Origin of the sequence: Steroidobacter sp., assembly GCF_036402275.1 — a bacterium.
Lineage (GTDB): Bacteria > Pseudomonadota > Gammaproteobacteria > Steroidobacterales > Steroidobacteraceae > Steroidobacter.
The window spans coordinates 127,428-140,333 of sequence record NZ_DASWTF010000052.1 but is presented as its reverse complement, the minus strand read 5'-3'; the positions used below and the strand labels follow the sequence as shown (position 1 = coordinate 140,333).

Annotated in this window: 16 protein-coding genes; 6 read left to right on the top strand and 10 right to left on the bottom strand. The window is 62.3% G+C overall.

Annotation, left to right across the window (positions count from 1 at the left end):
* Window positions 1–200 precede the first annotated feature (200 nt).
* The gene (locus VGD45_RS31085) at window positions 201–1,781 is read left to right on the top strand and encodes a serine hydrolase (protein WP_331159304.1); all 1,581 of its coding nucleotides are present in this window, start codon (window positions 201–203) and stop codon (window positions 1,779–1,781) included.
* Here the strand turns inward: VGD45_RS31085 and VGD45_RS31080 are convergent.
* Entirely contained in the window at window positions 1,735–2,274 is a 540-nt protein-coding gene (locus VGD45_RS31080; RefSeq protein ID WP_331159303.1) for a DUF6265 family protein, read from the bottom strand. The two genes, VGD45_RS31085 and VGD45_RS31080, sit on opposite strands and share 47 nt — an antisense overlap.
* 86 nt (window positions 2,275–2,360) lie before the next feature.
* Between VGD45_RS31080 and VGD45_RS31075 the strand changes: the two genes are divergently transcribed.
* Together VGD45_RS31075 and VGD45_RS31070 are read left to right on the top strand one after the other, a co-directional pair.
* Window positions 2,361–2,912: a lipocalin family protein gene (locus tag VGD45_RS31075; protein ID WP_331159302.1), complete on the top strand. Its 552-nt coding sequence runs from the start codon at window positions 2,361–2,363 to the stop codon at window positions 2,910–2,912.
* Between the two features lie 12 nt (window positions 2,913–2,924).
* Complete coding sequence (locus VGD45_RS31070; protein ID WP_331159301.1) at window positions 2,925–3,473, top strand: NAD(P)H-dependent oxidoreductase; 549 nt, start codon at window positions 2,925–2,927, stop codon at window positions 3,471–3,473.
* A gap of 11 nt (window positions 3,474–3,484) precedes the next feature.
* Here VGD45_RS31070 and VGD45_RS31065 read toward each other — a convergent pair whose 3' ends face one another.
* Window positions 3,485–4,117 (bottom strand): hypothetical protein, encoded by a 633-nt coding sequence (locus VGD45_RS31065; RefSeq protein WP_331159300.1) that lies wholly within the window; start codon window positions 4,115–4,117, stop codon window positions 3,485–3,487.
* A gap of 141 nt (window positions 4,118–4,258) precedes the next feature.
* Here VGD45_RS31065 and VGD45_RS31060 point away from each other — a divergent pair, with 141 nt between their 5' ends.
* Window positions 4,259–5,800 (top strand): sodium:proton antiporter, encoded by a 1,542-nt coding sequence (locus tag VGD45_RS31060; protein ID WP_331159299.1) that lies wholly within the window; start codon window positions 4,259–4,261, stop codon window positions 5,798–5,800.
* A 99-nt stretch (window positions 5,801–5,899) separates the two neighbouring features.
* Here the strand turns inward: VGD45_RS31060 and VGD45_RS31055 are convergent, their stop codons facing one another.
* Window positions 5,900–6,625, bottom strand: coding sequence for a thioredoxin family protein (locus VGD45_RS31055; RefSeq protein ID WP_331159298.1), 726 nt, complete (start codon window positions 6,623–6,625; stop codon window positions 5,900–5,902).
* Between the two features lie 128 nt (window positions 6,626–6,753).
* Between VGD45_RS31055 and VGD45_RS31050 the strand changes: the two genes are divergently transcribed.
* Window positions 6,754–7,347: a DUF488 domain-containing protein gene (locus VGD45_RS31050; RefSeq protein ID WP_331159297.1), complete on the top strand. Its 594-nt coding sequence runs from the start codon at window positions 6,754–6,756 to the stop codon at window positions 7,345–7,347.
* Here the strand turns inward: VGD45_RS31050 and VGD45_RS31045 are convergent.
* The 4 genes from VGD45_RS31045 to VGD45_RS31030 form a co-directional block, all read right to left on the bottom strand.
* Window positions 7,344–8,606: an RNA polymerase sigma factor gene (locus tag VGD45_RS31045; RefSeq protein ID WP_331159296.1), complete on the bottom strand. Its 1,263-nt coding sequence runs from the start codon at window positions 8,604–8,606 to the stop codon at window positions 7,344–7,346. The two genes, VGD45_RS31050 and VGD45_RS31045, sit on opposite strands and share 4 nt — an antisense overlap.
* Window positions 8,607–8,616: 10 nt before the next feature.
* Entirely contained in the window at window positions 8,617–9,003 is a 387-nt protein-coding gene (locus VGD45_RS31040; RefSeq protein WP_331159295.1) for a YciI family protein, read from the bottom strand.
* Between the two features lie 104 nt (window positions 9,004–9,107).
* Entirely contained in the window at window positions 9,108–9,362 is a 255-nt protein-coding gene (locus tag VGD45_RS31035) for a hypothetical protein (protein ID WP_331159294.1), read from the bottom strand.
* 148 nt (window positions 9,363–9,510) lie between these two features.
* Entirely contained in the window at window positions 9,511–10,314 is an 804-nt protein-coding gene (locus VGD45_RS31030; protein WP_331159293.1) for a TetR/AcrR family transcriptional regulator, read from the bottom strand.
* On the opposite strand from VGD45_RS31030, the gene VGD45_RS31025 reads away from it, so the two are divergent.
* Window positions 10,268–10,909, top strand: coding sequence for a glutathione binding-like protein (locus VGD45_RS31025; RefSeq protein WP_331159292.1), 642 nt, complete (start codon window positions 10,268–10,270; stop codon window positions 10,907–10,909). The genes VGD45_RS31030 and VGD45_RS31025 overlap by 47 nt on opposite strands.
* 55 nt (window positions 10,910–10,964) lie before the next feature.
* Here VGD45_RS31025 and minE read toward each other — a convergent pair whose 3' ends face one another.
* The 3 genes from minE to minC all read right to left on the bottom strand — a co-directional run bounded on the left by minE (window position 10,965) and on the right by minC (window position 12,867).
* Window positions 10,965–11,222, bottom strand: a complete 258-nt coding sequence (gene minE, locus VGD45_RS31020; protein ID WP_331159291.1) for a cell division topological specificity factor MinE — start codon at window positions 11,220–11,222, stop codon at window positions 10,965–10,967.
* A 2-nt stretch (window positions 11,223–11,224) separates the two neighbouring features.
* Complete coding sequence (minD, locus tag VGD45_RS31015; RefSeq protein WP_331159290.1) at window positions 11,225–12,037, bottom strand: septum site-determining protein MinD; 813 nt, start codon at window positions 12,035–12,037, stop codon at window positions 11,225–11,227.
* A gap of 80 nt (window positions 12,038–12,117) precedes the next feature.
* Window positions 12,118–12,867, bottom strand: coding sequence for a septum site-determining protein MinC (gene minC / locus VGD45_RS31010; protein WP_331159289.1), 750 nt, complete (start codon window positions 12,865–12,867; stop codon window positions 12,118–12,120).
* Between the last annotated feature and the right edge of the window lie 39 nt (window positions 12,868–12,906).

The window sequence follows — 12,906 nt, the reverse complement described above, 5'->3', positions numbered from 1 at the left end:
AAGCTCGAACAGACCACGCAAGATTTGCCGGGCAGGTGAGATGGATTGCGATCTCGGGTCGCGCATACGGCTCAAGTATGACGTGCTGCCGCTCGGCGCGTGGGAGGGGTTATGCGAAACGACGATGCCAGCCATAACGCCGCGGGCGTGAACTGATCGGCGCAGTCATTACAATACGGCGCTTCAACCAGGACAGGCGCATGAAAATACAAACCCGCATCGTCACCGCGCTCCTCTGCTCCATCGCGTTCGTGATGCCGGCGACGGCGGCGCCGCCCGCGGATCTCGATGCGGTGGTGAAGAAGTCCATGCAGAGATTCCAGGTGCCCGGAGCATTGCTGGCGCTGGTCGAGCCGGGGCGGGAGCCGCTGACCAAGGGATATGGTGTGCGGAAACTGGGAGAAACCGCAGCGATGGACGAGCACACGTTGTTCGCGATTGCTTCGAACAGCAAAGCGTTCACTGCCACTGCTCTCGCGATCCTGGTGGATGAAGGCAAGCTGGGCTGGGATGACAAAGTTGCCGATCGCCTGCCCGGCTTTCGAATGTACGACCCGTATGCCTCGCATGAGATGACCCTACGAGACCTGCTGGTCCATCGCAGCGGCCTCGGGCTGGGCGCGGGCGATTTGTTGTTCTGGCCGCAATCGACGGTGTCACGCGAGGACCTCGTGCATCGCTTGCGTTACATCCCGCCGGCCACGAGCTTCCGAAGCGGTTACGCATACGACAACATTCTTTATATCGTCGCGGGGCGGGTCATCGAAGAGACGAGCGGCCAGTCGTGGGAAGACTTCATCGTCGAGCGCATCTTCAAGCCGCTCGGTATGAACGAATCCGCCCCTTCCGTTTCGAGGATCAAATCGAACAATCGCAGTTGGCCCCACACCCGCCTCAACGGGCGCGCGCGAAACGTCGGCGGCGATGTCGAGCCGATCTCAATTGCGCCCGGCGTCGACAACGCCGCGCCGGCCGGCGGCATCAATGCGAGCCCGCACGACATGGCGCGCTGGCTGCAAGTGCAACTCGATCGGGGCGAGATGGGCAACTCCCGCCTGTTCAGCGAAGCGACGGCGAAAGAAATGTGGACGCCGCAAGTACTCGTGCCGATCAGCACGGAGCACAAAGCCATCGCAGCGACTCAGCCGACATTCCACACCTATGCGTTGGGATGGAACATTCAGGACTATCGAGGCCACCGCGTCGTCACTCACAGCGGATTCCTGGAAGGAGCCGCGTCGGTGACCTTCCTGATCCCCGAAAAGAATGTCGGCTTCATCGTCATGATCAACTCGGAAGACACCGAGGCGCGCGAAGCCATAGCCTATCACCTGCTCGATCATTATCTCGGCTTCGCCAAGACCGATTGGGTGAGCGCGTTTGCAGAGGCGCATAAAGCAAAGGTAGCCGCCGCGATTCGCGTGCTCGATGCCGCCGACAATGACAATGGACCACACACGACCAAGGGCCCCTCGCTCGAGCCGCAGGCCTATGCGGGTGTGTATCGCGACCCCTGGTACGGCGATGTGACGATCACGCACAACAGCGGCGCTTTGCACATCGACTTCAAGGTCTCGCCCGGCATGAGCGGCCCGCTGGAGCATGTCCGCTTCGACACTTTCCGCACGCGCTTCACCGACCGCCGCATGGAAGACGCCTACGTCACTTTCTCACTGAAACCCGACGGCAGCATCGACCACGCCAAACTGCAAGCCATCTCGCCGATGGCGGACTTCAGTTTCGATTATCAGGACCTGCTGCTGACGCCGGTGGCCCGCTAGCCCCGGCCAACGCTTCGCAAGCCACGCGCTTCATCGGGAAATCCACTCCGCGAAGCGCTCCACCGCGAGTGCCTTCGATGCGCGCGACGAGCCGGCCGTCGGGCTGCAATCGATAGATGACCTTTTGAGGAAAGTCGTGCTGCGGGTTCTCGAAAGTCACCGAGCGATCGTCAAGCGCCGAAGCCACGAACGTGGCTTCCTTTTGTCCGGAAGGCAAAGCAATGAACACCAGCTTGCCGTCCGCGTTCACTCGCAGCTGAACAAACTCGAACTCCACTGTCTTGCCGTTCTTCACCGTGCGACTCACGCCGAACATGGCGCCACCGGCGGGCGGCAGCCAATGCTCACCCGAGCCGGGCTCGCCCTTCTCGGACTGCCAGCACCCAGCGAGCCACGCCAGTGAAGCAATGTCCGCCTCGGCGGCGACGGCATTCACCGAGGTCATTGCCCCGAAACCAACCAACAACGCGCGGCCAGCCCCAGCGAGATGCATAAAGCCTCCGACTCACATCCGACCCTGACACGACGCCGAATCCCCGATGGCGACTCCGAGTGTTTCGATAATAAGATGGGTGGGTCATGAAGAACATCGTTCACCGGCTGCTCCAATGCGTTCTGCTCGGCGCTTGCATGGTGCTGGCCGGCTGCAAGACGACGCCGACGCAGCCGCCGCTGCGGCCCGTGGCGAAGGTCGACTTGCAACGCTTCATGGGCGATTGGTATGTCATTGCGCACATCCCCACCTTCATCGAGAAGGGGGCGTACAACGCCATCGAGTCGTACCAGTTGCAGGCCGATGGCACCATCGCCACCACCTTCACGTTCAATCAGGATGCGCCCGACGGACCGCTGAAAACGTACAAGCCCACGGGCTTCGTCCGCAACACTGTCAGCAATGCCGAGTGGGGCATGCAGTTCATGTGGCCGGTGAAGGCAGACTACGTGATCGTGCATCTCGATGCGGACTATCGAGAAACCATCGTGGCCCGCCCGCAGCGGGACTATGTGTGGATCCTGGCGCGGACGCCGAACATTTCAGCCAGCGACTACGACTCGCTGGTGCAGCGGGTACGCAAGCTCGGTTATCAGACGAACCTCTTGCGACGCGTGCCTCATCAAACCCCACCTTGACCGGGAGCCCTTATGAGAAACATCGGATTCATCGTCGGCAGCCTGCGCAAAGGCGCCTACACGCGGCTGCTGTCGCAAGCGGTAGTCGAGCTCGCGCCGCAGTCGTTCAAGCTCACCGAGATCGGCATCGGCGAGATGCCGCTCTATAACCAGGATCTTGAAACGGCGACGCCGCCGACGCAGTGGGTCACCTTCCGTAATCAGGTGAAAAGCGCTGACGCGATCATATTCATCACGCCCGAGTACAACCGCGGCCTGCCGGGCGCGTTGAAGAATGCGATCGACGTCGGCTCGCGGCCGATGAAGGAAAGCGTGTGGAAGGGCAAGCCCGCGATGATCATGTCACTCACGCCCGGCAAACTCGGCGCGATGGCGGCCCATCAACAACTCCGCCTCGGTCTGTCTGTCATCGGCGTGCCCGTGATGCCGTTACCAGAGCTTTATCTTGCCGGCGCCGGCGACCTCTTCGATGGCAGCGGCAAACTCGTCAACGAGGACACGCGCAAGCACCTCGCGTCGGCGCTCAACGACTTCGACACCTGGATCGGCCGCTTCAAATAGTCGCGTCCGCCTCAGTGGGCTTCGGGCGCTTGATCGGGGAACGCCGGAATCTTCTGGCCGGGATACCAGAACTTCAGGTGGCAGCCTTCGCACACCTGATCCATGGTTTCGCCCGCATCCATGATGGCCTTCGGGTTGCGCTCCTCGGCCGCCTCGAGAAAGGCGACGCCGACGTCGTGCAACGCCTGGCCGAAGCCCTCGTAAGTGGCGCGATCCGCCGCGATAGCCTTCTCCGCTTCTTCGGCGGTGAGATTGCCGGGCGTGCCGTGATCGCCGAGCACCTTGCCTTCGCGCGCGACGTGGCGTCCTTCCATCAGGATCAAATTAGCGGCCTCGGCGAGGATGATGGCGTGCTTGCGGACCTCGGCCCATTCCTCGTCGGTGCGCGGCTGTTTTTCTTCCACGCCTTGGGCGGTCTCGGTGACACTGACCGATTCCCAGAGGAAATCCGCCGATGGGTCGATCATGTCGAGCATGATGTCCTGAATGCCGGCGGTGAGCTTGATCGGGCTGGCCGCCTCGGCTGGCGCGTCGGCAGCTGACTCGTCTTCACCGCATGCGGCAATCTCCTCGCCCCTGCCGCATGCGGTGAGCGTGCCGGCCATGGCCACGGCCACTAGAAGCTTCGCCAGTGAGTTGATCATTCAGCCACCCCGCCTCGGATCGTGGTTATCGATTGCAGGTCGCCACTCTACCGGCGCCGCTGGCGACGTTCATAAAATTAGAGTCAAGACCGCCTGCATGTTGGAATGTAACCCGCCTCAAACCTAGCGCCGGAGCAGGCCATGGCCTTTTTCGAGACTCTGCTGATGCTGCTGTTCGTCGCCATCCTGCTGTTGCAGGTGACGCGACGCTTCGGCATCCCCTATCCCACCATGCTGGCCATCGCCGGCGTGGTGGTGGCGTTGTTGCCCTGGGCTCCGCACATCGTCATCCAGCCCGAGCTGGCGCTAGCGCTGTTTATCGCGCCGGCATTGCTGGACTCGGCGTTCGACCTGCCGCCTAGGGAGCTGCGGCGTAACTGGCGACCACTGGTGGCGCTAGCCGGGATCGCGGTGATTCTCACAACGGCCGCAGTAGCCTGGACCGCAGTCACGTTGCAAGGCATGCCGTGGGCTGCCGCCATCGCGCTCGGAGCGATCGTCGCACCTCCCGATGCAGCGGCTGCCGCCGCCATGCTGGCGCGCGCCGAACTGCCTCGTCGCATGGTCAGCGTCTTGAAAGGCGAAAGTCTGCTCAACGACGGCGTGGCCCTGTTGATTTTCGCCGCGGCCGTGAACGTCGCGACTTCCGATGAGCCTGCCATTCAGGTCATTCCCGAGCTCGCGCTCGCCGTGCCGGGTGGCATTCTGCTGGGCATCGCTTTTGGCCTGACCCTCGCGTGGATGATGCGTTGGATGTCCGGCACGCTGAGCGCCACATTGCTGGGCTTCGTGGTCACGTTCGGCGCATGGATCGTCGCCGAGCATCTGCACTTGTCAGCCATCCTGTGCGTGGTCGCCTATGGAATGACCATTGCTCACTTGCTGCCCGCGCGCACGCCGCCGCGCGAAAGAGTGCATACCTACGCGGTCTGGGAAGCGGTCGTGTTTCTGTTGAACGTGCTCGCGTTCTTCCTGATGGGCTTGCAGGCCAGCGAGATCGTCAGCCGCTTGAATCCGTCTGAGATCTCGGAAGCGTTCAGCTTCGCCGCTATCGTGTTCGGCTTGGTGGTGTTGGTGAGGTTCGCGTGGGTCATGTCGTACACACGCGTGAGCGCTCTCGTTGCGAAACAGCGCGGCAAGCAAGCCCGGACCGGAAGCGCGCAGGCCGTGCTCGTCTCGTGGTGTGGCATGCGAGGTCTGGTGACATTGGCCACCGCCCTGTCTCTGCCCAGCTCGTTCCCAGAGCGCGACTTGATCGTGCTGAGCGCGTTTGCCGTCGTGCTCGGCACGCTGGTGGTGCAAGGGTTGACATTGCGGCCGCTGATCCGATTCCTGTCCTTTCCGCCGGATCGTTCGTTTGCTCAGGAAGTCGCGGCGGCGAGATTGCACCTGCTCGATGCTGCCGTTCAAAGCATGGCGGACCGCGACGATGACGTCGCAGCCCGCATTCGCGAAGCCTACGAAGAAGAAAGGAAGATCGCCGAAGCCGGCGACCATCCTCGCGAGTCCAGCGAGTTCGACGCCCTACGTCGCCTCAACATCGCGGCAAAGCGCGCCAAGCTGGCCGAGCTCAGAAGCGGAGGCGTCATTGATGATGACGTGTTTCATGCGCTGGAGCAGGAGCTGGACTGGGCCGAGCTCGCTGTCTCTCCGCCACATCATGTGGAGCTGGTCGAGAGTTAGCCCGCGAACGGCGACGAGTGATGACGAAGGCGGTCAGTCCACCAGCCGAGCCGGCCCCTGCGGCAATCCACGCGGCCGCGGCGAAACATGCAGGGCACATCAGACGGTCACCTCGCTTGAAACATCATAGCGATCGTGATGGCGCACCCACGCCATGGGGAAGTCGAATGCGCCTTCGTCGCGACCCTTGGGCGCGATATCCAGAAAGTTATAAGTTGTGACGAGCGGCTCGCAGCCGCGCGCGTAGCTCGAATAGGTATGGAAGACGTTGCCGGCTTCGTCCTTGTAGAAGACACTGATGCCGTGCGTCTCCTCGGCGGGATACTCCAGCGGGTCGTAGTTGTATTGAGCCGTGTTGTTGGAAATGTCCTGCGGCGTGTGCGACGCCTGGAAGTCGAAGTTGAAGTCGCTGCCGTACGAGGATACCCAGTCGAACTGCCAGCCCATGCGGCGCTTGAAAGGTGCGATCCGCGCATACGGAGCGCGCGAGATCGCCATTAATTTCACGTCGCGCTGTTTGAGATGGATCAGCGCGCCATCGATATGGTCGGCCAGGAACGAACAGCTCGGACAGCCTTCCTTCCATTCCGGCCCCAGCATGAAGTGATAGGTCATGAGCTGACTGTAGCCGTCGAACAGGTCCGCCAATGTGCGGCGACCTTGCGGCCCTTCGAACACATACGGCTTGTCGACGCGCACCCATGGAAGTTCGCGCCGCTCGGCGCTCAACTGATCGCGCAGCCGCGTGAGCTCCTTTTCCTTTTGCAAATGCTGCTTACGGGCTTCCAGCCACTCTGCCCGGGATACGATTCGGTTATTCTTCATCGCGCTGCTCCGCTGGCGGTTCGGGGTTGATACTCCAAGGACGGCCGGCCGGCGGCGATTTCGACAGCGTGGTCAGGATTTATTGCGGGCCGACATCGATCTATGACTGGGATCTATGACTGGGATCTATGACTGTGATCTACACGGTAGGCCATTCCAATCATCCATTGCGGCAGTTCCTCGGGCTGCTGCAAACCCAGGGCGTGAACCTGCTGGCGGACGTGCGATCAACGCCTTACAGCCGTTTCAACCCGCAGTTCCGGCGCGACGCCCTGGCGGCGGCGCTTAGCGAGCAGGGCATCGACTATTTGTTCCTGGGCGAGGAGCTCGGCGCTCGTAGCAAAGATCGCTCGTGCTATGAGGATGGGCGAGTCAGCTACCGCAAGCTCGCGGCGACCGATCTTTTCCGACAAGGCATCGAGCGGCTGCTCGCCGCGGCCAAGACACATACGGTCGCGATCATGTGCGCCGAGAAGGATCCTCTCGATTGCCATCGCACGATTCTGGTGGCTCGCGAGCTCGTCAGGCGCGGCGAGTCGGTTACGCACATTCTGGCGAGCGGCGAGGTAGAGTCGCACGATCAGGCGATGCATCGCCTGCGTGACAAGCTGAAGATCGAGCCGCAGGATTTATTCGGTGGCGACGTGAACGAGCAAGCGTACGACATGCGCGGCCAGCAGATCGCGTATGTCGATCCGAAGGCCGCTCGCAATTCGTCCTAGTGCTTCTTTCCCTTCCGGCCCTCTTCCATCAACTTATCCAAGTGCGTGCGAATGTGCGCTGCTTCAGCGGCGGTATTCGCGAGTGAGATCGCCTTGTCGAAGGACACGCGCGCTTCGGCGTTGCGGTTGAGCTGCATCAGCAAGCCGCCGCGCAAGCCATGGAAATGGAAGTAGCCAGACAGCGCCGACTCCAAAGGCTCGATCATCTCCAACGCCTTGGCCGGTCCGTCGCACTTCATGACAGCGACAGCGCGATTCAAAGTCACAACCGGCGAAGGCTGGATCGCTTCGAGCAATGCATACAAGCGGTCGATCTCGTGCCAGTTCGTATCCTCGGCGCGCGGCGCACGTGCGTGAACGGCGGCGATGGCTGCCTGAATCTGATACGGGCCGGGCTGTTGCAGACGAACCGCCTTGTCGAGCAGCGCGAACGCCTCGGCAATCAATTCCCGCCGCCACAAGCGACGATCCTGATCCTCCATCAACACGATATTTTGATCCGCATCGAGCCGCGCTGGCGCACGCGCGTGCTGTAACAACAGCAGCGCATTGAGCCCGAGAATCTCCGGATCGCCTCGAAACAATCGCAACAGCAGACGAGCTAGCCGGATCGCTTCCTCGCACAGCGGCTCGCGAATGTGCAACTCGCCGCCGCTGGCCGAATAGCCTTCGTTGAACAGCAGATAAATCATGGCCGCGACGGTGGACAGACGCTCCGCTCGCTCCACGGCGCCTGGCGTTTCGAACGGCACATCGGCCTGCGAGACGCGGCGCTTGGCGCGCGTGATACGTTGTTCCATCGCTGATTCGCCGACCAGGAAAGCGCGAGCGATCTCCTGCACCGACAGGCCCGAGACGATGCGCAACGCGAGTGCGATCTGTTGATTCGCGGGTAGATCGGGATGACAGCAGACGAACAACAGCCGTAGCACGTCGTCCCTATAATCTTCGCTGTCCAGTCGGTCGGCCATGGCAGTCTCGGCATCGTCGGTGTCGGATAGAACGTCCTCATCCGGCAATGCCTGCTGCTTGCTGCGACGACGGGCCTCGTCGAGCGCGAAATTGCGCCCGACCAGGATCAACCACGCCGCGGGATCGCGCGGCGGGCCGTTGACTGGCCACTTCTGCAGAGCGCGGAGGCACGCTTCCTGAAACGCCTCCTCCGCCGTCTCCAGATTTCGGAAATAGCGCAGTAGTGCCGCCACGGCCTGCGGCCGCGCCGACGTCATCGCTGCATCTATCCACGCCAGGTCAGTCATACGAGGTCACTCAACGACCGCTCGCCACTTCGCCTGCCAAGCCCGGTACGCCGGGATGAAAATACATCACCGGACGAATCTCGACGCAGCCTGGCTCGTGAACCAGCTCACGAGCCGCTGCGATGACTTCATCCAGCGACTCACAATCGAACAAGTAGAAGCCGAGCATTTGCTCTTTGGTCTCCGCGAACGGGCCGTCCAGCACCACCATTTCACGACCGCTACGAATGGTCGTAGCCGTGGTCGTCGGCATCAGGCGCGCCACGGGCCCGAGCTTGCCCTGTCCGGCGAGCTTGGCCATGACACCCTGATGGTGCTTCATCACCGCGTCGTCTTTTTCCTTCGACCAGGCGCCGACGACGGCTTCGGAGTTGTAGCAAATGACCGCATACAGCATGAGGTTGGCTCCTTTGTAAGCAAGGACGAAGCAGTATGACGGATTCCGACAAGGCGTCGGCCGTCAGGGTCGAACGCCCGATCAGGGCGTTGATTCAGGAGAGATTATTCGCAGGCCACGGCCGCCAGCACGATGGGCAGCTCGTTGATCTTGGAAACGACCACGCGAAAGCCGTCGGCGGCCAGTTCGGCCGGGTCCAGCTCGATCTGGATCTGAAGATATTCGTCGCCGAGCCGCTCGCTCGCGACGCTGCGCGGGATGAGATTACGCGCCTGGAAGAACTGCAGCACCCGGACCAGGGAGCCCGGATCCGCTTCCACCACCGCTTTGAGCCGCAGAGCTGCATTGCCGACTTGCATGATTGATCGCCTCTGATTCACCTGAATTCGCAATTCGCATCGACACCCCGGCATCCGCGGATGCCGGGCGGCGAATTTGAATTCCGATGAAACGGTGGGCGGTCACGGTCAAACAGTCGCTGCCTGGTGGAACGGGACGCAGTGTAGCTCAGGTTCCTCGGCTGCGGCTACGTGCGCTGGCCGAGCGTTCGACCCCCGGTCGAAAGTTGCCGCAGATCAGTTTGATAGCTGTATCGGCCATGGCTTTGAGCCCAGCTCGCGATTCGCCGGCCCGCGCTCGAATGGCGATCGTGTACAGCACCGATGAAGCAATCATCGCTAGCGCGGCTGGATCGGCCGCGGCGTCCAGCTCGCCCGCGATCTTTGCATCGCTCAGGCGCTCTTCGATCGCACGCTCGAAGCCGCGGAGCGCGTTTAACAATTTCTTGCCTACCTCAGCGTCGTGAGCAGCTTCGGTGGTGGCTGTGGCAATCAAATAGCAGCCGCGCGGAGCGCCGCCAGTATCCAGATAACTCGCGATCGCATGGTCATAAAACCGATGCAGCACCTCCTCCAGAGGACGCTCCCGATCCAGCACGCGCGCGATGTTGATGTCGGACTCGGCGATGTACCGATCCAAGGTCTGCAGATACAGCGCGCGCTTGTCGCCGAAGGCGGCGTACATGCTCGGGCGGTTCATATCGGTGGCGTCGCTCAATACTTCCAGCGATGTACCGGAATAGCCCTGGCGCCAGAACGCGTCTCGCGCGCCAGTCAGCGCGGTGGCGGGATCGTAGGCCCGAGGTCGTCCCCGGGCGCGGGTGATTTTTTTATGTACCATTTCGCATAAAAAGCTTGACCGGCGGCGGTCGGCGGGAGAATTATATATCGAACGGTACAAAAACTCGCCGCCAACGGAGGCCATCATGACCCTCAATCTGTACTTCGCTCCCCTCGCCTGCTCGCTCGCCACCCGCATCGCGTTCTATGAGGCCGGCGCGACCGCTGAATTCACCCAAGTGGATCTGAAATCCAAGCGTCTCGTGGCCAGCGGCCGCGACTTCGCGGAAATCAACCGGTTGATGCAGGTGCCGGCGCTGGGTATCGACGGCCAGACCGTGCTCACCGAGAACACCGCCGTCCTGCAGTTCGTCGCGAACCAATTCCCAGCGGCGAAGCTGGCGCCGACCTCGGGCTTGGAGCACGCCCGCATGCAGCAGTGGCTGGGCTTCATCGGCACGGAGTTGCACAAGGCCATCTATGGGCCGTTGCTGGATCGCAAGGCCTCCGACGCCGCGAAGGAATATGCGCGCTCTAAGGTTCAGTCGCGCTTCGCTCTGCTGGAAGATCACTTCGCGACGCATGAATACGCGATCGAGCGATTTTCCATCGTCGACGCCTATCTCACGACGGTGCTGAACTGGTCCGAGGCCGCGGGCGTCGATTTACAACCCTGGCCGGCGGTGCGCGGCTACTTCGACCGCATGTTGCAGCGGCCCAGCGTGGCCCGCGCCCGTGGCGAAGAATACGCTTTGTACAAAGAAGAACGCCTGCGTCAGGCGAGCTGAAACAACGACGCGTCTCACGCGAGGATCGGGCGTCCTGCCCGATCCGACCTGAGCTTCAGGCCTTGCTCTTCTCCGGCAGCGCCACGGTGAATTCGAGCACCTCGTGGCCGTCTTCCTTCTCGAGATTCATCTGCACGGCGTCCGGATCGACGTTGATGTACTTGCGGATGACTTCCAGCAGCTCACGCCGCAGCGTCGGCAAGTAATCCGGGCCGCCACGCGCGGTGCGCTCCTGGGCGACGATGATGCGCAGCCGCTCCTTGGCCACGTTGGCGGTCGGCTGGGAGCGGCGAAAAAATGCGAGCAGTCCCATTCTCAACCTCCAAACATGCGGGCCAGGAAGCCGCGCTTGGGTTCTTCGAGGAACCGCAGGGGCAACGTGTCGCCCATCAGGCGCGCGACCGCGTCCTCGTAGGCCTTGGAGACGTCGCTCTGCTCGTTCAGGATCACCGGCGTGCCGGCGTTGGACGCCGAGAGCACATCGGGCGATTCGGGAATGACCCCGATCACGTCCAGACCCAGGATTTCTTTCACGTCCGCCACGCTCATCATTTCGCCGGTGGCGACGCGTCGCGGGCTGTACCGGGTCAGCAGCAGATGCTCCTGCACCTTGGTCTCGCCCTTCTCGGCGCGCTGCGTCTTGCTGGAGAGCAGGCCGAGGATGCGATCGGAATCGCGCACCGAGGAGACTTCCGGATTCACCACCACGATGGCGCGGTCGGCGTAGTACATCGCGAGGTGCGCGCCCTTTTCGATGCCGGCCGGCGAATCGCAAATGATGTATTCGAAGCCGTCTTCGATCAGCTCGTCGAACACCTTGCGCACGCCTTCCATCGACAGCGCTTCCTTGTCGCGCGTCTGCGAGGCGGCCAGCACGAACAGGCTCTCGATGCGCTTGTCCTTGATCAACGCCTGCTTGAGCGTGCAGTCGCCCTGAATGACGTTGACGAAGTCGTAAACGACGCGGCGCTCGCAGCCCATGATCAGGTCGAGGTTGCGCAGGCCGATGTCGAAATCGATAACGGCAACCTTTTTGCCTCGGCGGGCCAAGCCGCATGCGACGCTGGCGGATGTGGTCGTCTTGCCGACGCCACCCTTGCCGGATGTCACAACGATGATTTCAGCCAAAGTGGGAGTCTCCCAATAGGAATAGATGGGGAAGATGTTTGCAGTTGGATTCGAGGGTTAGGACCGGCTGCGACCGCACTTCAGCCACCGATGCGGGCGAAGCGCAGATCGTCGCCGTCCAGCCAGGCTTGCACGGGCTTGCCCACCAGCTCGGGCGGCAAGGTCTCGAACACCCGGAACACGCCGGCGATGGAGATCAGCTCGGCATGAAATTCCTGGCAGAACACGCGCGCGGTGACTTCGCCCCGGGCTCCCGCCACGGCGCGACCGCGCAACGTTCCATAGATATGTACACAACCGTCAGCGATCACTTCGGCGCCGGCGCCGACCGTCGAGGTGACGACCAGATCCGAGTGGCGCGCATACACGCGCTGCCCTGAACGGACTGGCTGATGCTGCATCAATGAGGGCGAGTGCATCACCACCGGTTCCGGCGGCGGCGTCGGGGCCTTGGGCGGATCTTTTGCGATCGGCACCGGCGACGCTTTGCCTTGCACACGAAACTGAGTGAGCACGGGCACTTCGAGCGAACGAGCCAGCGCATCCACGGCGGCGGTTCCATGCGCCAGCCCGACTGTCAGCATGCCGGCCCGCTTGACGGCGTCGAACACCTCGCGCATTTCGCTCGTCGAAGGCTCTTTTTCCAGGGCGCTCAGGTCCAGGCACACCGCGGTCCGTTCGAAAAACTGGGGCGCGGCGGCGACGCGACCGGTGAGCTCGTCGAGGATCACGCCGGCGTCGGTGGTGCGAATGCGCACCTGCGCCAGACCCACCTGGCCGAATCGGATTTCTACGGCTGGTTCTCGCACAGCTTCGAGAGGTTTATTCATCGCTGGGGTTCGCACGGGCCAGTGGGACTTTGCCGGGCG